The organism is Bradyrhizobium sp. USDA 4454 (assembly GCF_054822705.1).
In genome coordinates this window covers 6874360-6896557 of record NZ_JBTRCN010000001.1, presented here as the reverse complement: position 1 = coordinate 6896557, position 22198 = coordinate 6874360, and the positions used below count along the sequence as shown (strand labels likewise).

Below are 22198 nucleotides of genomic sequence, written 5' to 3'. Positions count from 1 at the left end.
AGAACGCGCGGGAGGCGCCCATGACCGAACAACATTCTTCCGACTGGCTCGGCCTGTCGGGCCGCGTTGCCGTCGTCACCGGGGGAGGCGGCGGCATCGGCCGCGCCACCGCGGTCAGCTTCGCGCGGGCCGGCGCCAAAGTCGCCGCGCTCGATCGCGACGAGCACGGACTTGCCGAGACCAAGGCAAAGTTGCGCGAGTTCGGCGACGGCCATCTCGTCGCAAGCTGCGACACCACCAGCGAGGACAATGTCGCAGACGTCGCGGACACCGTCGCGCGCACGCTTGGTTCGTGCGATATCCTGGTCAACACGGCGGCGGTGCTGCGCCCCGGTGGGCTCGACACGCTGCCGCTCGCCGAATGGAACGCGGTGCTGGCGGTCAATCTCACCGGCTATTTCATTTGCACGCAGGCGTTTGGCCGCCAGATGCGCAAGCTGGGGCGCGGCAGCCTCATCCACGTCGCCTCGATCGCCGCCAGCAATGCGCAGGGGCAAAGCGGCGCCTACAGCGTCAGCAAGGCCGCCGTCGTGATGCTCTCGCAGCAGCTCGCCGCCGAATGGGGGCCGCACGGCATCCGCAGCAATGTGGTTAGCCCCGGCCTCGTCGTCACGCCGATGAGCCAGGCGTTCTACGATACGCCGGGGGTTACCGAGCGGCGCACCGCGGTAGTGCCGATGCGCCGGATCGGCGCGCCGCAGGACATGGCGGACGCGACGCTGTTCCTGGCCAGCGACCGCTCGTCCTACGTCAATGGCGAGGAGATCATCGTCGACGGCGGCTATGCGCGGACGCTGATGAGCCACGTGCCGCGGCCGGGGTTTTGAGAAGGCCGCATCTGCAAATTCGCTGTCGTCCCGGCGAAAGCAGGGAACCATAACCACGACCGACAATTGTTGCGCGACGCTGTAGCCACAGCGCGCTTCAACAACTCGACCCTGTGGTTATGGGTCCCTGCTCCCGTGCGCAATTGCGCACTAGGCAGCGACGACAGAGAGTATGCCTTAATCAAACAGGCTGGAGACCGACTCTTCCGCTGCGGTGCGGCCGATCGCTTCGGCGATCAGGCCGGCGATCGAGATCTGGCGGATGTTCGGCGCCTTGTTGACGGCTTCCGTCGGCAGGATCGAGTCGGTGATGACCAGCTCTTTTAGCCGCGACGAGGCGATTCGCGCGGCGGCGCCGCCGGACAGCACGCCATGGGTGATGTAGGCCGAGACCTCCTTGGCGCCGTGCGCGATCAGCGCCTCGGCCGCGTTCACCAGGGTGCCGCCGGAATCGACGATGTCGTCAACCAGGATGCAGTTGTAGCCGGCGACGTCGCCGATCACGTTCATCACCTCGGACTCACCGGGGCGCTCGCGGCGCTTGTCGACGATCGCGAGCGGGGTGTTGATGCGCTTGGCAAGGCCGCGGGCGCGCGCCACGCCGCCGACGTCGGGCGACACCACCATCACCTTGGCGAGGTCGAACTTTTCCTTGATGTCGCGCACCATCAACGGCGCTGCGAACAAATTGTCGGTCGGGATGTCGAAGAAGCCCTGGATCTGGCCGGCATGCAGGTCGAGCGTCATGACGCGGTCGACGCCGGCATGCGAGATCAGGTTGGCGACGAGCTTGGCGGAGATCGGAGTGCGTGAGCCGGACCTGCGATCCTGCCGGGCATAGCCGAAATACGGCACCACCGCAGTGATGCGGCGCGCCGAGGAGCGGCGCAGCGCGTCGGTGATGATCAGCAGTTCCATCAGATTGTCGTTGGCGGGAAATGACGTCGATTGCAGGATGAACATGTCCGAGCCGCGGACGTTCTCCTGGATCTCGACGAAGATCTCCATGTCGGCGAAGCGCCGGACCACGGCCTTGGTCAGTTCGATGCCAAGGCCCTTGGCGATGTCCTGCGCCAGCGCAGGATTGGAGTTGCCGGCGACGAGCTTGATTGATCCGTTCTTTGCCGACATCGATGCTTCCCCCCGCGCCTTGCTGGATACGACGTTCAGCATCTCAAGTCCTTACAGAACCGGCGGGTTTTCGGTGCGCGAGGGAATATCAGGCAGGCGGCCGCGCTGGCAACCCATTAGCCCGCCTTGACTGCGGTTTTCCTGGGCAAAAAACGCCTTTCCCCGGCAGATACCGGGGGTTAGTTCGCGGAATAGCTGAGCGCCACGGTCTCGGCGGGCGCCGGGGCGCTGACCATCGCCGGCCCGCGCAGCTCGGGGGCCGCCGGGGCGGGCGCCGGGCCATCGGCCGGACCGCCATTGATCATGCTGGTGAGGCCACTGAGGCCGGCCTGGGCGATCCTGCGCAGCACCAGATCGTCGGCGGCGGCCCAGGCGTCGCGGCTGGCCTTGCCGGCAGGTTCTTCGCCGGAGAGCCGGAGCGCGCGTTGCTGGTTGCTATCGTAGACGTCCCACACCCACGCGATCATGGTGCGGCCCCGCACCACCTGCGCCGACAGATAGCTGCGCACGCGATAGGCCGCGGTGCCCTGGCGCGACACGATCGACAGGCTGCGCAGCTTGGATTCGCTGTCGAGCACGCCGACCATGCGGTCGAACACCTGGGGCGGCGGGCCGTCGATCGATTCGAACGCGACGGTGGCACCGCCGCTCGCCGGCGTGGCCATGGCGTAGGAGTCGGCCACGTTGCCGCCGGCCGCGCAGCCGCCAAGCGCGCTTGCGATCGCGAGCCACGTCGCTGCGATCGCGGCACGCACGACTGTCCCAGTTTGAAACTGGCGATTTGACGCTTCCCTCATTGCGTCATGCGATATCGTTAAAACGGCTTAACGTCTAGGGCAGGACGGCCACAGCCCTTAACCGATCCAAGAACCGATCCAAGGCTGCGCCACGGGGTTTCGGATTTCCTTGCTCAGTCAGAGAGATGATGCCGCATGACCTCGCAGCCGGTTCGGAATGCCGGCTCGCATGATGGCGACCAGACGCCCGGCGTCAGCCTTCCAGCGCGATGGCGTGCACGTGCCGGCCGTAATCGGCTTCCTTGCGATGCACCGAGCGACGGTAGCTGAAGCAGCGTGCATCCGAATAGGTGTCGATGCCGAGATCGTCGATCATCAGCACGCCGGCATTTTCCAGCCGCATCCGGATGAAGCCGGCAAGATCGAACATCGCGTGGCCGTCGCGTTCGCCGGGCATAAAGAACACGCCGTTCTCGGCGTCGGCCTCGATGAAGCGCTCGACGAATTCGTTGCCGACCTCGTAGGACTCCTTGCGGATCAGCGGGCCGATCGCGGCGACAATGCCGCCGCGCTCGGCGCCGAGCTTCTCCATCGCATCGATGGTCGATTCCAGCACGCCGGTCAGCGCGCCCTTCCAGCCAGCATGCGCCGCGCCGATCACCCGCGCATTGGGCTCGACGAACAGGATCGGCCCGCAGTCGGCGGTCGTGACCGAGATCGCAAGCCCCTCGGTGCGGGTGACGAGCGCGTCCGCCTTCGGACGTGGCGCGCCGTTCCACGGGCTGTCGACGACGACGACGTCGGGCGAGTGCACCTGATGCACGCTGATCAGATGATCGAGCGGCACGCCGAGCTGCGCGGCTATCCGCCGCCGGTTCTCCGCGACCTTGGCCGGATCGTCGCGCGAGCCGAGCCCGCCATTGAGGCCGGCATAGACGCCCTCGGAGACGCCACCCTCGCGGGAGAAGAAGGCATGGCGCAGGCCAGGTATGGCCGACAGCAGCGGTGATCCCAATGTCATTGTTCGGTCTCGTCAGGCTGATCGCTGAGGCCAGCGATCGAGGTGAGGCGCGGCTCGGAGATGGCCATGACCTTGAACATCGAGCCCATCCCGCCGCGCCCGGGCTCGGTCAGCCGCTTCAGGGCGCCGGCAATGTCGGCGGACATTTCGGGGCTGGCTTTCGCCATCAGTCCGGCAGCGCGGGCTTCGATGCCGAGCCGCTTGAGGAAGTCGCCCTGCGTCGCCGGACCGTGGACCTGCGCGCCGACATCCTCGGCGGCGCGTGCCAACGCCTGGAAGTCAACATGCGCGGTGACGTCGGCCCGTCCGGGATTCTTCAGCGGATCGGCGAAGCTGTGGCGCGCGATCGCCTGGAAGGTGTCGCCGGCATCGCTGCGCAGATGGCCGTAATCGATGATCAGCGCGGCGCCGTCCTGGTCGCGCACCCGGGTGGCGAGCTTCATGACCTCGTTGTCGGGCCGCCATTCGAACACCGCACCGAGCGGCGCGGCGCGGACCAGCGGCGGCAGCAGCACCTCGAAATGCGGGGTCGGCTCCGGGGCGGGGGCGAAATACAGATTGCCATTGGCGTCCATCCCGACCGTGCGCTCATGCCAGCCGGTCTCGCGGCGAACCATCTGGTGGATCGGCAGCACGTCGAAATATTCGTTGGCGAGGATCACCGCCGGTCCCTCGGGCACGTCGTCGATGCTGTCATGCCAGGTGATGTCGTGCACGCCGTTCAGCGTGGCCTGCTGCTTCTCGCGCAGCACCGGATTGACCTCGACGAGGTGGATGCTGAGCGACTGGTAGAGCGGCGGCAGCACGCGCAGCGCACGCAGCGCGTCGGACATCATGGTGCCGCGGCCGGGCCCGAGCTCGATCAGGCGGAACGTCTCCGGCGAACCGATGGCGCGCCAGATCGAGGCGCTCCACAGCCCGAGCAACTCGCCGAACATCTGGCTGACCTCGGGCGCCGTGGTGAAATCGCCCGCGCGGCCGAGCGGATCGCGCGATAGGTAATAGCCGTACTGCGGATGCATCAGGCACAATTCCATGTAGCGCCAGACCGGCATCGGCCCGGATAATTTGATCAGCTTCCTGATCTCATCCAGCAGCGGGGAGGGTTCGCTCACGGCCTTGGATTGCACTAGCGTCATGTTGCACTCGGCGCCGGTCCGTTCGCCCTGCGGCGGACGGCGGCCGTGATGATGATAGCGCCGACGATAATCATTGGCACCGACAGCAGCATCCCCATGGTTAATCCGCCCCACAGGAAACCGAGCTGCGGATCGGGCTCCCTGAAGTGCTCGCCGATGATTCGGGCGATGCCGTAGATCGCAATGAAGCTGCCGAGGATCAGGCCGGGCCGCTTCAGCGCGCCCATCCGGATCATGATCGCCAGCGCCACAAACAGCACGATGCCCTCGAGGCCGGCCTCATAGAGCTGGCTCGGATGCCGCGGCAGCGGTCCGCCATTGGGGAAGATCATCGCCCAGGGCAGGCTCACCTCGGCATGCCGGCCCCACAATTCGCTGTTGATGAAATTGGCGAGCCGGCCAAGGAACAGCCCGATCGGCGCCACCGCGGTGGTGATGTCGCCGAGCGACAGGATCGGAATGTTGTTGCGGCGGGCGAACAGCATCACCGCGGCGACGCAGCCGAGGAAGCCGCCGTGGAACGACATGCCGCCCTTCCATAGTTCAAGGATCTCGGACGGATGCGCCACAAAGAACGGCAGGTTGTAGAACAGCACATAGCCGGTGCGGCCGCCGACGATGATGCCGATCGTGACCCAGAGGATGAAATCGTCGAGCTGCGGCAGCGTGATCGGCACCTCGCCGCCCCACAGCCGCTGCTTCTTGATCAGCGAGCGGGCGTAGATCCAGCCCAGCACGATGCCGACGATATAGGCCAGCGCATACCAGCGGATCACGATCGGCCCCAGCGCGAGCGCGACGGGGTTGAACACCGGAAAGTCGATCAGCAGGAACGGCATCGTGCGGGGTGAGACTCAGTTCACGAGGTTGCGCCGGTAGAGCGCGAGCAGCCGCTCCCAATGGCGTTCGGCGGCGTCGCGGTCATAGACCGGGCGCTTGGGGAACGCAAAGCCGTGATGCGTGCCGGGATAGATCTCGACCTCGTTGTTGGATCCCTTCATGCCGGCCTTGACCTGCTCGATGACTTCCTGAGGCGCGTAGATATCGGTCTCGGCGCAGGCGAAATAGAGTTCGGCCTTGGTCTTTTGCGCGGCAAGGTGCGGGCTGTCGGGCTGGTCGGTCGCCAGATGGGTGCCGTAGATCGAGGCGGCAGCCTTGACCCGATCGCCGAAATGCGTCGCCGCGTTCACCGCATAGCGGCCGCTCATGCAGTAGCCGACGGTGCCGATGATCTTGGTGTTGGCGGCCTTCTGGGTCTCGGCATAGGCGATCAGGCCTTTGGTGTCTTCCATCACCAGCGGGATGTTGATGGAGTTCATGTATCCGAACATGCGCTTGCGCTCAGGTGCGTCGGGATCGGGCGGTATCGGACCGAGCTCCATCACGTCGGATCGGTAGTACAGATTGGGCAGCATCACATAATAGCCGGAGGTGCCGAGCCGGCGCGCCATGTCGCGCAGCTCCTCGCGGATCGCCGGTGCGTCCATGTAGAAGATCACGACCGGGAAGGGGCCGCCGCGCTCGGGATGGGTGATGAAGGTGGTGGTCTTGCCGTCCTTGGTCGGGATATCGACAGTGGCTTCGATCATGGCGTTTCTGCTCGCGTTATGTGTGCGATTTCTGTTGTGAGTTCATACGATTGCAAGGAAACCGGAGCATGACAAGGCGGGCTCACGGGAGGCCAGCCATTCGCGGCGGACTTGAACCGGATGGCTGACATCGCCATTGTCTTTATCGCGATACAGTGAACGCGGAGATTTTTGCGAGATGACCCAGACCAGCAACCGGTTTTTCGATGAGATCGGCCGTCTGATGAACGACGCCGCCGGCGCCGCCCAGGGCGTCAAGCGCGAGGTCGACACGGTCATGCGCAACCAGGCCGAACGGATCCTGCGCGACCTCGACGTGGTCAAGCGCGAGGAGTTCGACGCGGTCAAGGACATGGCCCGCCTGGCGCGCGAGGAGAACGAGGCGCTGAAGGCGAGGATCGCCGCGCTGGAAGCCAAGCTCGGCAGTTCGGCGGGGTAGCCGCTTCTGTAGCCCGGATGGAGCGCAGCGAAATCCGCGGGCGCATCCGCGGATCGACTCCCCGGATTGCGCTTCGCTGCATCCGGGCTACGTGCCCGCCGTGGGGTCAAGCAAGAAAAATCCCTTCATTTCCTTGTCATTTCGGCCCTTTGGGGCTAAAAGCCCGCCACGTCCGCGGCCCCCGCACCCCTGGAGGCTTGCTGTGGACTTGAGCATGGGCCGCGCTGCGGCCTTTAACTTTTTAAATACAAGGACTTAACGCTATGGCGACCGTCAAGGAATTGAAGGCGACCGCGCGTCCGAAGAGCGGCAAGGGGGCCGCCCGGGCAGAGCGTCGCGCCGGGAGAGTTCCCGGAGTGATCTACGGAGACAACCAGCCCCCCGTCACCATTTCGGTCGACGACCGTGAACTGCGCCAGCGCATCCTGGCCGGCCGCTTCCTGACGACGCTGTTCGATATCGATGTCGAGGGCAAGAAGCACCGCGTGATTCCGCGCGACTACCACCTCGACCCGGTGAAGGACTTCCCGCTCCATGTCGACTTCATGCGGCTCGGCGAAGGCGCCACCATCCGCGTCAGCGTGCCGCTGCACATCGTGAACGGTGAAAGCTCGCCGGGCGTCAAGCGCGGTGGCACCGTCAACATCGTCACCCACGCGCTCGATCTCGAGTGCTCGGTGGACAACATTCCGCAGTACATCGAAGCCGACGTCGGCGCGCTCGAGATCAGCTATTCGCTGCATCTCTCCGACGTCAAGCTGCCGAAGGGCGTGAAGTCGCTGACCCGCGAGGACGCGACCCTCGTCACCATCGTGCCGCCGTCCGGCTACGCCGAAGAGCAGAAGGCCGCGGCTGCGGCGGCTGCTGGTGGCGCCGCGGCTCCGGCCGCGGGTGCTGCGGCTCCGGCTGCTGCCGCTCCGGCTGCGGGTGCTGCGGCTCCGGCCGCGGGTGCCAAGGCTCCCGCCGGCGGTGGCGACAAGAAGAAGTAACCGATCAGGTCGGCGCGCGATCGTCTGACGGCGCGCCGACGCGGGATGCCGCGCCATGCGCCTTTTTGTCGGTCTCGGTAATCCCGGTGCGAAATACGCCAGCAACCGACACAATATCGGTTTCCTGGCGGTCGATGAGATTGCACGGCGTCATGGTTTCGCACCATGGCGCCGTCGCTTTCAGGGCGAGACTGCCGAAGGCGTCATCGATCGTGAGAAGGTCGTGCTGCTGAAGCCGACCACCTTCATGAACGAGTCCGGACGCGCGGTGCAGGAAGCGGCGAACTTCTTCAAGCTGGTGCCCGCCGATATCACCGTGTTCCAGGACGAGCTCGAGCTGCCGCCCGCCAAGGTGCGGGTCAAGATCGGCGGCGGGATCGCCGGCCATAACGGGCTGCGCTCGATCTCCGCGCATATCGGCAACGACTATCGGCGGGTGCGGCTCGGGATCGGTCATCCCGGCGTCAAGGAGCTCGTGCACAGCCACGTGCTGTCGGACTTCGCGAAAAGCGACCGGGCGTGGGTGGCGGCCTTGTGCCAGGCCGTCGCCGACAATGCCGGCCTGCTGGCTGCGGGACACGACGCCTCGTTCGCCAACAAGGTGCATCTGACGATGCAGGCCAAGGGATTTTTCGACACCAAGGACGAGGGGCCCTAGCGGACCCTCGTCACTCAGTTCAGCCGCGCAGCGTGTGCGCGAGAGATCGGGACGAACATGGGATTCAAATGCGGGATCGTCGGGCTGCCTAACGTCGGCAAGTCGACGCTGTTCAATGCGCTGACCGAGACGGCGGCCGCCCAGGCGGCGAACTATCCGTTCTGTACCATTGAGCCGAATGTCGGCGAGGTGGCGGTGCCCGATCAGCGGCTGGAGAAGCTGGCAGCGGTCGCGAAGTCCGGGCAGATCATCCCGACCCGGCTGACCTTCGTCGATATCGCAGGGCTCGTCCGCGGCGCGTCGCAGGGCGAAGGCCTCGGCAACCAGTTCCTCGCCAACATCCGCGAGGTCGATGCCATCGCCCATGTGGTGCGTTGCTTCGAGGATTCCGACATCACCCATGTCGAAGGCAAGATCGCGCCGCTCGCCGACATCGAGACCATCGAGACCGAGCTGATGCTGTCCGACCTCGACAGCCTTGAGAAGCGCGTCGACAATCTCGCCAAGAAGGCCAAGGGCAACGACAAGGAAGCCAAGGAGCAGCTCGAGCTGGTCAACCGCGCGCTCACATTGCTGCGCGACGGCAAGCCGGCCCGCGGCATGGAGCGCAAGCCGGAGGAGGAGCGTGCGTTCCGCATGCTCGGGCTCCTGACCTCGAAGCCCGTGCTCTATGTCTGCAACGTCGAGGAGGGCTCGGCCAAGGACGGCAACAATTTCTCCAAGGCGGTGTTCGAACGCGCCAAGGAGGAAGGCGCGGTCGCGGTCGTGATCTCGGCCAAGATCGAATCCGAGATTGCGACGCTGTCGCGTGCCGAGCGCGCCGAGTTCCTCGAGACCCTGGGCCTCGAAGAGGCCGGCCTCGATCGGCTGATCCGCGCCGGCTATCAGCTGCTCGACCTCATCACCTATTTCACCGTCGGCCCGAAGGAAGCCCGCGCCTGGACCATCGACCGCGGCACCAAGGCGCCTGCCGCCGCCGGCGTGATCCATACCGATTTCGAGAAGGGTTTTATTCGCGCGGAGACCATTGCCTACGACGATTACATCGCCGGCAACGGCGAAGCCGGCGCGCGCGACGCCGGCAAGCTGCGGCTGGAAGGCAAGGAGTATGTCGTCGCCGACGGCGACGTGATGCATTTCCGGTTTAATACCTGAGCATCGATTTCGGGCTCGCTTTCTCCCAAGTCGTCCCGGCGAAGGCCGGGACCCATAACCACAGGGCGCAGTTGTTGCGCGACGACGCTGTGGCCCCAGCTTGCTCCATCCCAACGTTCGGTGGTTATGGGTCCCGGCCTTCGCCGGGACGACACTGAATATGGGGCGTCACCGATCCGCCCGCCCGATCACGTCCATCAGTTCGGCGATCTTGCGCCGCTGGTCGGCCTTGTCGCCGGACGAGATCGCGTGCTCCACGCAGTGCGCCACGTGATCGCGCAGGACCTCCTCCTCGACGCGGCGCAACGCCGCGCGCGCGGCTGCGATCTGCGTCACCACGTCGATGCAATAGCGATCGTCCTCGACCATGGCGGCCAGCCCGCGGATCTGACCCTCGATCCGTTTGAGCCGTTTTAAGCAGGATGCCTTGACCTCGTGTCTCATAAGGCTCATATACCCCCCTAGGGTATACAAATCAAGAGGCCGGGATACCGGTCGGGAAGAGTTTCGTGGCACAGGCAAAGCACGACCATTCGCACGCCGATCATCACCATCATGGCGCGGCCGCGCAGTCCTGCTGCGGCGGCAAGCATGATCACGGCGCGACGCCGGCCGAGGCCGCCTTCGCGATCGATCCAGTCTGCGGCATGAAGGTCAACCCGGCGACCGCCAAGCACCGCTTCAGCTACAAGGGCGAGGAGTACCTGTTCTGCAGCGGCCGTTGCCGCGAGCGCTTCGAAGCCGAGCCCGAGAAGTATCTCGAGCCGCGCGAACCGAAGCCGCCGGCGCCGGCCGGCACGATCTACACCTGCCCGATGCACCCCGAGGTGCGCCAGGTTGGTCCCGGCTCTTGCCCGATCTGCGGCATGGCGCTGGAGCCCGAGCAGGTCTCGCTCGACGACGGCCCCGATCCTGAATTGATCGATATGACGCGGCGGTTCTGGATCGGTCTCGCGCTCACGCTGCCGGTGTTCGTGCTCGAGATGGGCAGCCATCTCGGGCTGCTGCATCTGGTGCCGATGGGCTGGTCGAACTGGATCTCGTTCGTGCTGGCGACACCGGTCGTGCTGTGGGCCGGCGCGCCGTTCTTCGTGCGCGGCTGGCAGTCGGTCGTGACGCGCAATCTCAACATGTTCACGCTGATCGCGATGGGCACCGGCGTCGCCTATGCCTACAGCGTGGTTGCGACCCTGGCGCCGCAGCTGTTCCCACCCGCATTCCGCGACATGCATGGCGCGGTCGCGGTGTATTTCGAGGCGGCCGCCGTGATCACGGTGCTGGTGCTGCTCGGCCAGGTGCTGGAATTGCGCGCCCGGGCGCAGACCTCGGGCGCGATCCGCGCGCTGCTTGGGCTTGCGCCCAAGACCGCGCGCCGCATCACCGATCATGGTGACGAGGATATCGAGATCGACGCGATCAAGGTCGGCGATCGCCTGCGCGTGCGCCCCGGCGAGAAGGTGCCGGTCGACGGCGTCGTGATCGAGGGCCGCGGCGTCATCGACGAATCCATGGTGACTGGTGAATCGATGCCGGTCACCAAGGCGGAAGGCGCCAGCGTGATCGGCGGTACCGTCAACCAGAGCGGCGGCCTCGTGATGCGCGCCGACAAGGTCGGCCGCGACACCATGCTGTCGCGGATCGTCGACATGGTGGCGAAGGCACAGCGTTCGCGCGCGCCGATCCAGCGGCTCGCCGATCGCGTTGCCGGCTGGTTCGTGCCGGCGGTAATCGCCGCCGCCGTGCTCGCCTTCATCGCCTGGTCGGTGTTCGGCCCCGAGCCGCGCCTGACCTTCGCGCTGGTCGCTGCCGTCACGGTGTTGATCATCGCGTGCCCCTGCGCGCTGGGGCTCGCGACGCCGATGTCGATCATGGTCGGCGTCGGCCGTGGTGCGCATTCCGGCATCCTGATCCGCGACGCGGAGGCGCTGGAGCGGATGGAGGCGATCGACACGCTGGTGATCGACAAGACCGGCACGCTCACCGAGGGCAAGCCGAAGGTCACCCGCATCATTGCCGCTGAAGGCGTCGACGAAAGCGATCTGCTGCGCCTGGCTGCCTGCGTCGAGCAGGGCAGCGAGCATCCGCTGGCGCAGGCGATCATCGCTTCAGCCAAGGCGCGCAAGCTCGCAACATCCGCCGTCAGCAATTTTGCCTCGCCCTCCGGCAAGGGCGCGACCGGCCTCGTTGAGGGCAAGCAGGTTGCGCTCGGCAATTCGGTGCTGATGGGCGAGCTGAAGATCGCCACGTCGGCGCTGGATGAGGCCGCCGAAGTTGCGCGGCGCGACGGCGCGACCGCGATCTATGTCGCGCTCGATGGCCGTATCGCCGGCGTGATCGCGATCGCCGATCCGGTCAAGCCGTCGGCTGCGAATGCACTCCAGGCACTGCGCGCCGAGGGTCTGCGCATCGTGATGCTGACCGGCGACAATGAGACCACCGCGCGCGCGGTGGCGAAGACGCTTGGCATCGACGAGGTCGAGGCCGGCGTGTTGCCGGAGCGCAAGAGCGAGGTCGTGCAGCGGCTGCGCGGCGAGAGCCGCATTGTCGCGATGGCCGGCGACGGCGTCAACGATGCGCCGGCGCTCGTAGCCGCCGATGTCGGCATCGCGATGGGCGGCGGCACCGACGTCGCGATCGAGAGCGCCGGGATCACGCTGCTCACCGGCGACCTGACGGGTCTGGTCCGGGCGCGGCGCTTGTCGGTCGCGACCATGCGCAACATCCGCCAGAACCTGGCCTTCGCCTTCGTCTACAACGCTGCCGGCGTGCCGGTCGCGGCCGGTGTGCTTTATCCGCTGTTCGGCATCCTGCTGTCGCCGATGCTCGGCGCCGCCGCGATGGCGCTGTCCTCGGTCAGCGTGATCGGCAACGCGCTGCGGCTCTCTAGAGTTAAGCTGGACTGAGCTGACGAGATCCGTAGCCCGGATGCAGCGAAGCGTAATCCGGGGGCGTCACCGCGTGGCGAGACCGCCCCGGATTGCGCTGCGCTTCATCCGGGCTACGGCAGTTATGCCGGCAGCAGCAGCTGCGCGCGGCGCTCCATCTCGGCATCGAGCCAGGTCGCGAGATCCTCGCTCACCTCGACCATCGGCAGCCGCACCTCGGGGCTGTCGATCAGCCCCTGCCGCCACAGCCAGTGCTTGGCCGGCGCGGGGCTCGGTTCGGCGAACAGCAGCCGCGTCAGGCCGACGACGCTCTGCCACGCGGCCAATGCTGCGTCGCGCTTGCCCTGCTGCAGCAGCGTGCGGATCGAGGCGAAAATGTTGGTCTCCAGATGCGCGGAGAGCAGGATCGCGCCGTCGGCACCGTCCGAGAGCGCATCGAAGGTTTGCGCATCCTCGCCGGTCAGCACGGAGAAGCCGGCCGGCCGCCGGTTGAGGAAGTCGATCGATTGCGCACGGTCGGCGCTGCAATCCTTCATGCCGACGATGTTCGGATGGTCGGCGAGCGTCAGCAGCGTCTCGTTTGTCAGGTTCACCGCCGTGCGATAGGGGATGTTGTAGAGCACGATCGGCCACGACGTGTGATCGGCGAGCGCGTTGAAGTGCTGCACGAGGCCGCGCTGCGAGGGCCTGGTGTAGTACGGGCTCGCGATCAGATAGCCGTTGATCGGCCAGTCGGCCGTGTCGTCCAGCGCGTCCTTCATCTTGGCGGTCGAGGCGCCGGAGAGCCCGAGGCAGACCGGCAGATGGCGGGAGCTGGCACTGAGCTCGTCGAGCACCACGCTGACCAGCTCCTCCAGCTCATCGGTGCTCAGCGCCATGCCTTCACCGGAGGTGGCACCGAGGATGAAGCCGTCGACGGGCCCGCTGGCGTAGTGTCGCACGAGGCGGCGCAACGACGAGGGATCGAGTTCGCCGCCGCGGAACGGCGTGATCAGGGGCAGCCAGAGGCCCTGCAATTGCTGGCGTAGTTCAGTCATGTTCCATCTCCTCAGGGGACAAGCCGGAGACGGGACCAACAAAAAACCCCGTCCAGGCGGCGGGGTTTCGGGATCGGTTTGAGTGCGAAGGTGATCTTATCGCGCGCGATCTCGTATCCCCGGGAGGGGAGCTTTTTTCGACGAGAAAGCGGCGCACGAAGTCGTGATCATGGGATAATGATGCTGCGCTGCGAGGTTGTTGTCAATGCACATGCTGACCGTGACGTGCGGCACGTTTTTGCATGACGTTGGGGTGAAAAGGCATACGGCTGAAAAAAAGCCGGGCTCGAGTGAGCCCGGCTTAAGGTATTGGCCACGTGAGGCCGACACAATCACCTTCCAAGAGGGATTACTGAACTTCCGCGCCACTGGAGGAGGGGGACATATGCGCGACGCGACCGCTCAGCGTGTCAACACTATGATCCCCATCGACGGCATGCAGCAACTATCCAGGTCGCATGTCAGTCATGCGGAGATTCAGGGCCTGTTGGGACTGCGCGGAAAGCCCATAACCCGGCCCATAAGGCCGGCTTAATCAGGACGGCCAGCGCTGTGCCTTGCTGACCACGAAGTCGCGGAACACCTGCACCCGGGCCACTGTCTTCAGCTCTTCCGGATAGACGAAGTAGGTGTCCAGCGCGATCGAGTCGGACTCGCCGAACAGCTGCACGAGGTTGTTCTGTTCGACCAGATAGTCCGGCAGCGCGGCGATGCCGAGGCCCTGCTGGCAGGCGCGCACGAGGCCGAGGATGTTGTTGACCTTGAAGTAGGGTTCGCGCGGACCGGAGCCGTTGCGGCCGGCATCGATCAGCCAGCTGCGGTTCTGCAGATGCGGCGGCACCTGCGAGTCGCCGAGCATGATGATGCGATGCGAGTCGAGATCGTCCAGCGTCCGCGGCGTGCCGAAGCGCTTGATGTATTCCGGCGAGCAATAGGCGTGGAAGCCGATCGAGAACAGCTTGCGCTGGATCAGGTCCGGCTGGGTCGGCTTGCGGGTGCGGATCGCAACGTCGGCCTCGCGCATCGACAAATCGAGATCCTCGTCGGTCACGATCAGCGAGATGCGGATGTCCGGATAGAGCGCGGTGAACTCGTCGAGCCGCGGGATCAGCCAGTTGATGCCGAGCGCCGGCGGGGTCGTGATCTTGAGGTCGCCGCTCGGCCGCTCGCGGCTGTCGGTGAGCTTGGCGCGCGCCGCCTGCAATTGCATGAACACGTCATGCGCGGTGCGGAACAGGAGGTCGCCCTGTTCGGTGAGGATCAGGCCGCGGGCATGGCGGTGAAACAGCGAGACCGAGAGCTCCTGCTCCAGCGCGCTGACCTGGCGGGAGACCGCCGATTGCGACAGGCCGAGCTGCTCGCCGGCATGCGTGAAGCTGCCGGCCTCCGCCGCTGCGTGAAAGACCTTCAGCTTGTCCCAATCCATATCCGTAAATCCGTCGCGAGATCGTGCCATGATTATTCCGCCGCTGCGCGATCGCTCGCGCGAAGAGCCAGGAAGCGTTCGGCCTCGAGCGCGGCCATGCAGCCGAGGCCGGCCGCGGTGACCGCCTGCCGGAAGGTTTCGTCCGCGACGTCGCCGGCCGCGAACAGGCCGGGCACCGAGGTCGCCGTCGAGTTCGGCGCCACCTCGACATACCCCGACGGTTTCAGCTTGATCTGGCCTTTGACGAGCTCGGTCGCCGGCGCATGGCCGATCGCGATGAACACGCCGTCGGTCTTGATATCAGTCAGTGCGCCGGTCTTGACGTTCTTCAGCCGCACATGCGTGACCTTGTTCGGGTTCTCCGATCCGCAGATCTCATCGATCGCGGAATCCCACACCACCTTGATCTTGGGATGCTTGAACAGGCGCTCCTGCAGGATGCGCTCGGCGCGGAAGTGATCGCGGCGATGCACGATGGTGACCTGCGAGGCATGGTTGGTGAGGTACAGCGCTTCCTCGACGGCGGTGTTGCCGCCGCCGACCACCACGACGTCCTTGCCGCGGTAGAAGAAGCCGTCGCAGGTCGCGCAGGCCGAGACGCCGCCGCCCTGGAACTTCTCTTCCGAGGGCAGCCCGAGCCAGCGCGCCTGGGCGCCGGTGGCGAGGATCACGGTCTCGGCGAGATAGACGTCGCCAGAATCGCAGGTCAGGCGAAACGGACGCTGGCCGAGTTCCAGCTTGTTGACGAGGTCGGTGACGATCTTGGTACCGACATGGGCCGCCTGCTTCTCCATCTGCTCCATCAGCCAGGGGCCCTGGATCACGTCGGCGAAGCCCGGATAGTTCTCGACGTCGGTGGTGATGGTGAGTTGTCCGCCCGGCTGGATGCCCTGGATCAGGATCGGTTCGAGCATCGCGCGTGCCGCGTAGATCGCTGCGGTGTAACCGGCGGGGCCGGACCCGATGATGACGACCTTGGCATGGACAGGCGCGGGCATTAGCTGATCCCTCTCTGCTGGGGATTTTGACGGGGACTTGTGTGGGAAGCACCCCGGAGCGGGTCACGGCGATGCCAAAAGTGTCAAATCCAAGTCTAGGATATCTGGCAAGCTATGCAAGATTTGCAATCCATGGCAGCGATTTTTCCCCGGAACTGAGGTCACTTTCGCGAAACCGTGCGCTGCACGCGCAATAAAATTGCGCATCGCCGGCTGGCTGGGCTATGAGAGTTGCCGGCAAATCTGCCTTGCCTTCCAAACTCCTAGGGAACCGTTGTCGCGTGTCGAAGAACCTTGACGAGATCGACCTCAAAATCCTCGCCGAGATCCAGGCCGATGGCCGAATCACCAATGTGGAACTCGCCAAACGCGTCGGCATCTCGCCGCCGCCCTGCCTGCGCAGGGTCCGGACGCTGGAAGAGGAAGGCTACATCCAGGGCTACCGCGGCCTGCTCGATCCGCGCCGCCTCGGCTACGACGTCACGGTGTTCGCCTCGGTGCACCTGTCGAGCCAGGCCGATGCCGACCTGCGCGCCTTCGAGAACTTCGTGCGTGCCGAGCCGCTGGTGCGCGAATGCTGGATGCTATCAGGCGAAGTCGATTTCATCCTGAAATGCGTGGCACCCGACATGGCGACGTTCCAGGATTTCGTCACCCACCTGACCGCCGCGCCGCATGTGCGCAACGTGAGGACGTCGCTGGTGCTGCACAATTCGAAATATGAGGCGGCGGTGCCGCTGGGCGTGAAGGTGGCGGGCTGACGGGCGCATTCATCGTCATTGCGAGGAGCTCGCGACAAGATTGCAAAGCAATCTTGCGCTGAAGCGACGAAGCGATCCATTCTCCGGCTTGCGGTGAGGTGGATTGCTTCGCGGAACCTGTCATCGGGCGCGCGTTCGCGCGACCCGTTGGCTCGCAATGACGATGTTGTTTGTTACCTCTTGCCCATTGCAGCATCGACGCTGATCGGGCCCGGGCCCGAGGTCGCGAGGTAGAGACAGGCGAAGCAGAACGCGATCGCCAGACTGCCGTTGTTGAGCAGCGGATAGAAGCCTTTGGGGAAATGGCCGATGAAGTAGGCGAAGGCCATTTCGCCTGCCAGGATGAAGGCCACGATCCGTGAGAAGAGGCCGATCATCAGCAGCCCGCCCAGGATCAGTTCGAGCGCGCCGGCCGCTCCGATCAACGAGAACAGTTCGACTTTCTCGAACATCGTTCCGGGCGGGAATTTGAGAAGCTTGGCGACGCCAAACTGAAACAGCAGCAGGCCTGTGATGAACCGAAACAGGCTAAGTGCCAGCGGCTGAAGCTTGGAGAGTGTCTGGTCCATTGTCATTTACCCCCTGTTTGACAGACTGGAACGTTGCACGATGCAGAAACACACGGTGTCCGCCACCGGAGTGTGATGTCAACACCTTGCGACCGGAATCATTCTGCGCGCGATGGCAGTTGCGAGCGAATGCGCCAGAGATACGGTGACGCGCAGCGATGCGTGTTGCAACGCAATCATCAACGTGCTCGGTCCCCGACATGATTATACTGCATAATCATGTCATGGCCTCACTGGCATGCCCCGCAGCCGCTCTCCACTCACATTGCTGTCAGACGGGGCCAAAAACGCGGGCACAAAAAAAGCCGCGTCAGGACGCGGCCTTTTTGCACCAGTCACATCAAGGTAACTACCGCCATTCGACCTTGGTGATCTCATAGGCCTTGGCGCCACCCGGCGCCATCACTTCGACGGTGGCGCCCTTCTTCTTGCCGATCAGCGCGCGCGCGAGCGGCGAGGTGATCGAGATGCGGCCCTTCTTGGCGTCGGCTTCGACCTCGCCGACGATCTGCCACACCGCCTTCTTCTCGGTGTCCTCGTCGATCAGCGTCACGGTGGCGCCGAACTTGATGGTGTCGCCGGAGAGCTTCGAGATGTCGATGATGTCGGCACGCGCAAGCTTGTCCTCGAGCTCGGCGATGCGGCCCTCGTTGTGCGATTGCTCTTCCTTGGCGGCGTGATACTCGGCGTTCTCCGAGAGATCGCCGTGCGAGCGCGCTTCCGCAATGTGTTCGATGATGCGCGGACGATCCTCCGACTGGCGTCGCTTCAACTCGTCCGTCAGCGCGGCGTATCCGCCCGCGGTCATCGGAACCTTATCCATCATCTTCGTCCTTCATCGTGCGCTCCCGGCGGCCGTGCACGAATATCCAGTTCAGCTAACGCAGGAATCAGGGCGTGAATGCGCCCGGAAGCCCAGTGATTATCGGCCCCGCTAAGGGCCGTGACAACAATCCAAGCGCGCGGTGAGTTCCAGCCATTCGGCTAATTGACCGCTTCGAGCCTTAAGCTCGGGCAGCGGTCAGCTTTAGGAAAAGTAACTCTGAAGCGTGCGGACCTCAAGGTCCCCGTCCCGGTAGGCCCGGATCCCCCGTGCGGCCGCCACCGCGCCTGAAAGAGTGGTGTAATATGGCACTTTATGCAAGAGGGCAGCCCGCCGCAGCGAACGGCTGTCGGCCAGCGCCTGCGGACCTTCGGTGGTATTGAAGACCAGCTGGACGTCGCCATTGGTGATGGCGTCGACGATGTGCGGACGGCCTTCGAGCACCTTGTTGACTTTTTCCGTCGGCACGCCGTGGTCGCTGAGATAGCGTTGCGTGCCCGAAGTCGCCATCACCTTGAAGCCGAGCGAGTGCAACAGCCGCACCGCATCCGCGATGCGCATCTTGTCGTCGCCACGAACCGAAACAAACACCGTGCCCTGCCGCGGCACGCGCGTGCCGCCGCCGAGCTGGCTCTTGGCGAAAGCGACCTCGAAGGAGCGGTCGATGCCCATCACCTCGCCGGTCGAGCGCATCTCCGGTCCGAGCACGGTGTCGACGCCGGGGAAGCGCGCGAACGGGAACACCGATTCCTTGACGCCGACATGGTCGAGCTTCTTCTTCTTCAGCTTGAAATCGGCGAGCTTCTCGCCGGCCATGATCCGCGCCGCGATCTTGGCGACGGGCGTGCCGATCACCTTGGCGACGAACGGCACGGTGCGGGATGCGCGCGGGTTGACCTCGAGCACGTAGATCTCGCCGTCCTTGATGGCGTATTGCACGTTCATCAGGCCGACCACGTCGAGCCCGAGCGCGAGTTCGCGGGTCTGCCGCTCCAGCTCCCCGATCGTGCTGGCGTCGAGCGAATGCGGCGGCAGCGAGCAGGCTGAGTCGCCGGAGTGGATGCCGGCTTCCTCGATGTGCTCCATGATGCCGACGATGAAAGTGTCCTTGCCGTCGCAGAGGCAGTCGACGTCGACCTCGGTCGCATCGGACAGATAGCGATCGAACAGCAGCGGGTTCTTGCCGAGCACGGTGTTGATCTGCCCGGTCTTGTCGTTCGGATAGCGCGCCTTGACGTCGGCGGGCACCAGCTCCGGCAGCGTTCCCAGCAGGTAGTCGTTGAGCTGGGTCTCCTCGCGAATGATCTGCATCGCGCGGCCGCCGAGCACGTAGGACGGGCGCACCACCAGCGGCAGATCGAGATCGGCGGCGACCAGGCGGGCCTGCTCGACCGAATAGGCGATGCCGTTCTTCGGCTGCTTGAGGCGCAGCTTGTCGAGTACGCGCTTGAAGCGGTCGCGGTCCTCGGCGAGGTCGATCGCGTCGGGCGAGGTGCCGAGGATCGGCACTTCGGCGGCTTCCAGCGCGCGGGCAAGCTTCAGCGGGGTCTGGCCGCCGAACTGCACGATCACGCCGTGCAGCGTGCCGTTCTTGCGCTCGGTCGCGATGATCTCGAGCACGTCTTCGGCGGTGAGCGGCTCGAAGTAGAGCCGATCGGCGGTGTCGTAGTCGGTCGACACCGTCTCCGGATTGCAGTTGACCATGATGGTCTCGTAGCCGGCGTCCTCGAGCGCGAAGCAGGCGTGGCAGCAGCAATAGTCGAACTCGATGCCCTGGCCGATGCGGTTCGGCCCGCCGCCGAGGATGATCACCTTCTTGCGATCCGACGGCGCGCTCTCGTCGGCAAGCGCGCCCGCGAACGGCCGCTCATAGGTCGAATACATGTAGGCGGTGGGCGAGGCGAACTCCGCCGCGCAGGTGTCGATGCGCTTGAACACCGGGCGCACCCCGAGCGCATGGCGCTTGGCGGTGACCTCGGCTTCGGTCTGCTCCGTCAGCACGGCGAGCCGCGCATCCGAGAAGCCCATCGCCTTCAGCATCTGCATCGAGAACGCATTGGCCGGCAGGCCGCTGCCGCGGACCTTGTCTTCCATCTCGACGATGCCGCGCAGTTCGGCGAGGAACCAGCGATCGATCTTGCAGGAGTTGAAGATCTCCTCGTTCGACCAGCCGAGCCGCATCGCCTGCGCGACCTGCAGCAGGCGGTTCGGCGTCGGCGTGCCGAGGGCGGCGCGGATCGCGTTCTTGTCGTCGCTGCGGCCGAGGCCCTCGATGTCGATCTCGTCGAGGCCGGTCAGCCCGGTCTCCAGCCCGCGCAGCGCCTTCTGCAGGCTCTCCTGGAAGGTGCGGCCGATCGCCATTACCTCGCCGACCGACTTCATCGAGGTCGTCAGCGTGGAGGAGGCGCCGGGGAATTTCTCGAACGCGAAGCGCGGAATCTTGGTGACGACGTAGTCGATGGTCGGCTCGAACGAGGCCGGCGTGGCGCCGCCGGTGATGTCGTTGGCGATCTCGTCGAGCGTGTAGCCGATCGCAAGCTTGGCTGCGACCTTGGCGATCGGGAAGCCGGTCGCCTTGGAAGCCAGCGCCGAAGAGCGCGACACGCGCGGGTTCATCTCGATCACGACCATGCGGCCGTCATCCGGATTGATGCCGAACTGCACGTTGGAGCCGCCGGTCTCGACGCCGATCTCGCGCAGCACCGCAATCGATGCGTCGCGCATGATCTGGTATTCCTTGTCGGTGAGCGTCAGCGCCGGCGCCACCGTGATCGAATCGCCGGTGTGCACGCCCATCGGATCGACGTTTTCGATCGAGCAGATGATGATGCAATTGTCCTTCTTGTCGCGCACCACCTCCATCTCGAACTCTTTCCAGCCGAGAACGGATTCCTCGATCAGCACCTCGTTGGTCGGCGAGGCATCGAGGCCGCGCTCGATGATGTCGAGATATTCTTCCTTGTTGTAGGCGATGCCGCCGCCGGTGCCGCCGAGCGTGAAGGAGGGACGGATGATCGCGGGCAGGCCGATGTCGGACAGCGCCATCAGCGCTTCCGCCAGGGCCTGCTGCTGGTAGCGCTTGCGCCGCTCGTTCTCGCCGGCTTCCCACTTGCGTTCGAAGGCTTCGAGCTCGGCGCCGGACAGCTTGGCGTGATCGGCGAGGTACTTGTCGCGGTCGGACTTCTTCAGCGCCGACGCATTGGCGAGGCGCGACCGCGGCGTCTGCAGCCCGATCTTCTCCATGGCGTCGCGGAACAGCTGGCGGTCTTCGGCTTTGTCGATCGCGTCCGCCGTGGCGCCGATCATCTCGACGTCGAACTTCTCCAGCGTGCCCTGCTTGCGCAGCGACAGCGCGCAGTTCAGCGCGGTCTGGCCGCCCATGGTCGGCAGCAGCGCGAAGCCGCCGGGCACGACATGGCGTTCCTTCTCGATGATTTTGGCGACGATCTCGGGCGTGATCGGCTCGATATAGGTCGCATCCGCCAGCTCCGGGTCGGTCATGATCGTCGCCGGGTTGGAATTGACCAGGACGATCCGATAGCCCTCCTCCTTCAGCGTCTTGCAGGCCTGCGTGCCGGAATAGTCGAATTCGCAGGCCTGGCCGATCACGATGGGACCGGCGCCGATGATCAGGATGGTGGAGATGTCGGTTCTTTTGGGCATCAGCTCTCGCGGACTGGAATTTGGGCACAAAAAAAGGGCGCGCTTCCCGCGCGTCCCTCGAGCCATGCGCTCCATTTTGTAGCGCCGGAAGCGCGATCTCTCGCGCGCGGGAGGTCTTTAGACCAGTTTCCGCACCCGCGAAACCCCCAAAAACGCCCAATCAACCGCGATTCTGGGGGAAAATCCGCATTCGGCGTTTGCCCGGTTGGGGGCGGTCGGGGGGAGGGGAATGTTCGGTAGGAGCTTGGCTTCGCCTGCGGGCCGATTGCCCAGTCCGTCTAAGCTTTCGCTCTGCTCAAGCTACGCCGGACACGCTTTGCCCCGCCGGTCCGGCGTGGCTGCGCCACGCGA

The 22198-nt window shown here is 65.1% G+C and carries 20 protein-coding genes; 7 read left to right on the top strand and 13 right to left on the bottom strand.

Features of this window, described 5'->3' with window-relative positions:
• Window positions 1-20 precede the first annotated feature (20 nt).
• Window positions 21-827 carry an SDR family NAD(P)-dependent oxidoreductase gene (locus ACVIW0_RS32080; RefSeq protein WP_461355998.1) on the top strand — a complete coding sequence of 269 codons (807 nt, stop codon included), beginning with the start codon at window positions 21-23 and terminating at the stop codon, window positions 825-827.
• Window positions 828-1004: 177 nt separating this feature from the next.
• Here the strand turns inward: ACVIW0_RS32080 and ACVIW0_RS32075 are convergent, their stop codons facing one another.
• The 6 genes from ACVIW0_RS32075 to ACVIW0_RS32050 form a co-directional block, all read right to left on the bottom strand.
• Complete coding sequence (locus tag ACVIW0_RS32075; protein WP_028344316.1) at window positions 1005-1958, bottom strand: ribose-phosphate pyrophosphokinase; 954 nt, start codon at window positions 1956-1958, stop codon at window positions 1005-1007.
• Between the two features lie 179 nt (window positions 1959-2137).
• On the bottom strand, window positions 2138-2755 hold the full coding sequence (locus tag ACVIW0_RS32070) for a hypothetical protein (RefSeq protein ID WP_461355997.1): 618 nt from the start codon (window positions 2753-2755) through the stop codon (window positions 2138-2140).
• A gap of 193 nt (window positions 2756-2948) precedes the next feature.
• Complete coding sequence (gene pgeF, locus ACVIW0_RS32065; protein ID WP_461355996.1) at window positions 2949-3716, bottom strand: peptidoglycan editing factor PgeF; 768 nt, start codon at window positions 3714-3716, stop codon at window positions 2949-2951.
• The gene (locus ACVIW0_RS32060) at window positions 3713-4855 is read right to left on the bottom strand and encodes a class I SAM-dependent methyltransferase (RefSeq protein WP_461355995.1); all 1143 of its coding nucleotides are present in this window, start codon (window positions 4853-4855) and stop codon (window positions 3713-3715) included. The genes pgeF and ACVIW0_RS32060 overlap by 4 nt, the downstream gene beginning before the upstream one ends.
• Complete coding sequence (gene lgt / locus ACVIW0_RS32055; protein WP_461355994.1) at window positions 4852-5694, bottom strand: prolipoprotein diacylglyceryl transferase; 843 nt, start codon at window positions 5692-5694, stop codon at window positions 4852-4854. Before lgt ends, ACVIW0_RS32060 begins: the two co-directional genes overlap by 4 nt.
• A 15-nt stretch (window positions 5695-5709) precedes the next feature.
• Window positions 5710-6444: a dienelactone hydrolase family protein gene (locus ACVIW0_RS32050; protein WP_461355993.1), complete on the bottom strand. Its 735-nt coding sequence runs from the start codon at window positions 6442-6444 to the stop codon at window positions 5710-5712.
• A gap of 178 nt (window positions 6445-6622) precedes the next feature.
• Here ACVIW0_RS32050 and ACVIW0_RS32045 point away from each other — a divergent pair, with 178 nt between their 5' ends.
• From ACVIW0_RS32045 to ychF, 4 genes are all read left to right on the top strand, one after another.
• Window positions 6623-6883, top strand: coding sequence for an accessory factor UbiK family protein (locus ACVIW0_RS32045; RefSeq protein ID WP_461355992.1), 261 nt, complete (start codon window positions 6623-6625; stop codon window positions 6881-6883).
• Window positions 6884-7146: 263 nt separating this feature from the next.
• Complete coding sequence (locus ACVIW0_RS32040; protein ID WP_456750124.1) at window positions 7147-7872, top strand: 50S ribosomal protein L25/general stress protein Ctc; 726 nt, start codon at window positions 7147-7149, stop codon at window positions 7870-7872.
• 55 nt (window positions 7873-7927) lie between these two features.
• Window positions 7928-8530, top strand: a complete 603-nt coding sequence (pth, locus tag ACVIW0_RS32035) for an aminoacyl-tRNA hydrolase (protein ID WP_461355991.1) — start codon at window positions 7928-7930, stop codon at window positions 8528-8530.
• Between the two features lie 57 nt (window positions 8531-8587).
• Window positions 8588-9685 (top strand): redox-regulated ATPase YchF, encoded by a 1098-nt coding sequence (gene ychF / locus ACVIW0_RS32030; RefSeq protein ID WP_461355990.1) that lies wholly within the window; start codon window positions 8588-8590, stop codon window positions 9683-9685.
• 168 nt (window positions 9686-9853) lie between these two features.
• Here ychF and ACVIW0_RS32025 read toward each other — a convergent pair whose 3' ends face one another.
• Complete coding sequence (locus ACVIW0_RS32025) at window positions 9854-10129, bottom strand: metal-sensitive transcriptional regulator (protein ID WP_461357486.1); 276 nt, start codon at window positions 10127-10129, stop codon at window positions 9854-9856.
• A gap of 65 nt (window positions 10130-10194) precedes the next feature.
• Between ACVIW0_RS32025 and ACVIW0_RS32020 the strand changes: the two genes are divergently transcribed.
• The gene (locus ACVIW0_RS32020) at window positions 10195-12588 is read left to right on the top strand and encodes a heavy metal translocating P-type ATPase (RefSeq protein ID WP_461355989.1); all 2394 of its coding nucleotides are present in this window, start codon (window positions 10195-10197) and stop codon (window positions 12586-12588) included.
• A 104-nt stretch (window positions 12589-12692) separates the two neighbouring features.
• Here the strand turns inward: ACVIW0_RS32020 and dapA are convergent, their stop codons facing one another.
• The 3 genes from dapA to trxB form a co-directional block, all read right to left on the bottom strand.
• Complete coding sequence (gene dapA / locus ACVIW0_RS32015) at window positions 12693-13607, bottom strand: 4-hydroxy-tetrahydrodipicolinate synthase (protein WP_461355988.1); 915 nt, start codon at window positions 13605-13607, stop codon at window positions 12693-12695.
• A 535-nt stretch (window positions 13608-14142) separates the two neighbouring features.
• Window positions 14143-15063, bottom strand: coding sequence for a LysR family transcriptional regulator (locus tag ACVIW0_RS32010; RefSeq protein ID WP_028344089.1), 921 nt, complete (start codon window positions 15061-15063; stop codon window positions 14143-14145).
• A 2-nt stretch (window positions 15064-15065) separates the two neighbouring features.
• Window positions 15066-16031, bottom strand: a complete 966-nt coding sequence (trxB, locus tag ACVIW0_RS32005) for a thioredoxin-disulfide reductase (RefSeq protein WP_461355987.1) — start codon at window positions 16029-16031, stop codon at window positions 15066-15068.
• Window positions 16032-16312: 281 nt separating this feature from the next.
• Between trxB and ACVIW0_RS32000 the strand changes: the two genes are divergently transcribed.
• Window positions 16313-16792 carry an Lrp/AsnC family transcriptional regulator gene (locus ACVIW0_RS32000; RefSeq protein WP_461355986.1) on the top strand — a complete coding sequence of 160 codons (480 nt, stop codon included), beginning with the start codon at window positions 16313-16315 and terminating at the stop codon, window positions 16790-16792.
• Window positions 16793-16965: 173 nt separating this feature from the next.
• On the opposite strand, the gene ACVIW0_RS31995 is transcribed toward ACVIW0_RS32000, so the two are convergent.
• From ACVIW0_RS31995 to carB, 3 genes are all read right to left on the bottom strand, one after another.
• Window positions 16966-17361: a DoxX family protein gene (locus tag ACVIW0_RS31995; protein WP_461355985.1), complete on the bottom strand. Its 396-nt coding sequence runs from the start codon at window positions 17359-17361 to the stop codon at window positions 16966-16968.
• A 349-nt stretch (window positions 17362-17710) separates the two neighbouring features.
• Complete coding sequence (gene greA, locus ACVIW0_RS31990) at window positions 17711-18184, bottom strand: transcription elongation factor GreA (RefSeq protein ID WP_456756287.1); 474 nt, start codon at window positions 18182-18184, stop codon at window positions 17711-17713.
• A gap of 204 nt (window positions 18185-18388) precedes the next feature.
• Entirely contained in the window at window positions 18389-21847 is a 3459-nt protein-coding gene (gene carB / locus ACVIW0_RS31985; protein ID WP_461355984.1) for a carbamoyl-phosphate synthase large subunit, read from the bottom strand.
• Window positions 21848-22198: the final 351 nt, after the last annotated feature.

What these genes read in the sequence shown, in the direction of transcription:
- pth (WP_461355991.1), top strand. Translation starts at nt 7,928, where the DNA reads ATGCGCCTTTTTGTCGGTCTCGGTAATCCCGGTGCGAAATACGCCAGC.
- ACVIW0_RS32075 (WP_028344316.1), bottom strand. Translation starts at nt 1,958, where the DNA reads ATGTCGGCAAAGAACGGATCAATCAAGCTCGTCGCCGGCAACTCCAAT.
- dapA (WP_461355988.1), bottom strand. Translation starts at nt 13,607, where the DNA reads ATGACTGAACTACGCCAGCAATTGCAGGGCCTCTGGCTGCCCCTGATC.
- ACVIW0_RS32010 (WP_028344089.1), bottom strand. Translation starts at nt 15,063, where the DNA reads ATGGCACGATCTCGCGACGGATTTACGGATATGGATTGGGACAAGCTG.
- ychF (WP_461355990.1), top strand. Translation starts at nt 8,588, where the DNA reads ATGGGATTCAAATGCGGGATCGTCGGGCTGCCTAACGTCGGCAAGTCG.
- ACVIW0_RS32060 (WP_461355995.1), bottom strand. Translation starts at nt 4,855, where the DNA reads ATGACGCTAGTGCAATCCAAGGCCGTGAGCGAACCCTCCCCGCTGCTG.
- greA (WP_456756287.1), bottom strand. Translation starts at nt 18,184, where the DNA reads ATGGATAAGGTTCCGATGACCGCGGGCGGATACGCCGCGCTGACGGAC.
- carB (WP_461355984.1), bottom strand. Translation starts at nt 21,847, where the DNA reads ATGCCCAAAAGAACCGACATCTCCACCATCCTGATCATCGGCGCCGGT.
- ACVIW0_RS32025 (WP_461357486.1), bottom strand. Translation starts at nt 10,129, where the DNA reads ATGAGACACGAGGTCAAGGCATCCTGCTTAAAACGGCTCAAACGGATC.
- ACVIW0_RS31995 (WP_461355985.1), bottom strand. Translation starts at nt 17,361, where the DNA reads ATGGACCAGACACTCTCCAAGCTTCAGCCGCTGGCACTTAGCCTGTTT.
- ACVIW0_RS32040 (WP_456750124.1), top strand. Translation starts at nt 7,147, where the DNA reads ATGGCGACCGTCAAGGAATTGAAGGCGACCGCGCGTCCGAAGAGCGGC.
- ACVIW0_RS32045 (WP_461355992.1), top strand. Translation starts at nt 6,623, where the DNA reads ATGACCCAGACCAGCAACCGGTTTTTCGATGAGATCGGCCGTCTGATG.
- ACVIW0_RS32050 (WP_461355993.1), bottom strand. Translation starts at nt 6,444, where the DNA reads ATGATCGAAGCCACTGTCGATATCCCGACCAAGGACGGCAAGACCACC.
- trxB (WP_461355987.1), bottom strand. Translation starts at nt 16,031, where the DNA reads ATGCCCGCGCCTGTCCATGCCAAGGTCGTCATCATCGGGTCCGGCCCC.
- lgt (WP_461355994.1), bottom strand. Translation starts at nt 5,694, where the DNA reads ATGCCGTTCCTGCTGATCGACTTTCCGGTGTTCAACCCCGTCGCGCTC.
- ACVIW0_RS32070 (WP_461355997.1), bottom strand. Translation starts at nt 2,755, where the DNA reads ATGAGGGAAGCGTCAAATCGCCAGTTTCAAACTGGGACAGTCGTGCGT.
- ACVIW0_RS32080 (WP_461355998.1), top strand. Translation starts at nt 21, where the DNA reads ATGACCGAACAACATTCTTCCGACTGGCTCGGCCTGTCGGGCCGCGTT.
- pgeF (WP_461355996.1), bottom strand. Translation starts at nt 3,716, where the DNA reads ATGACATTGGGATCACCGCTGCTGTCGGCCATACCTGGCCTGCGCCAT.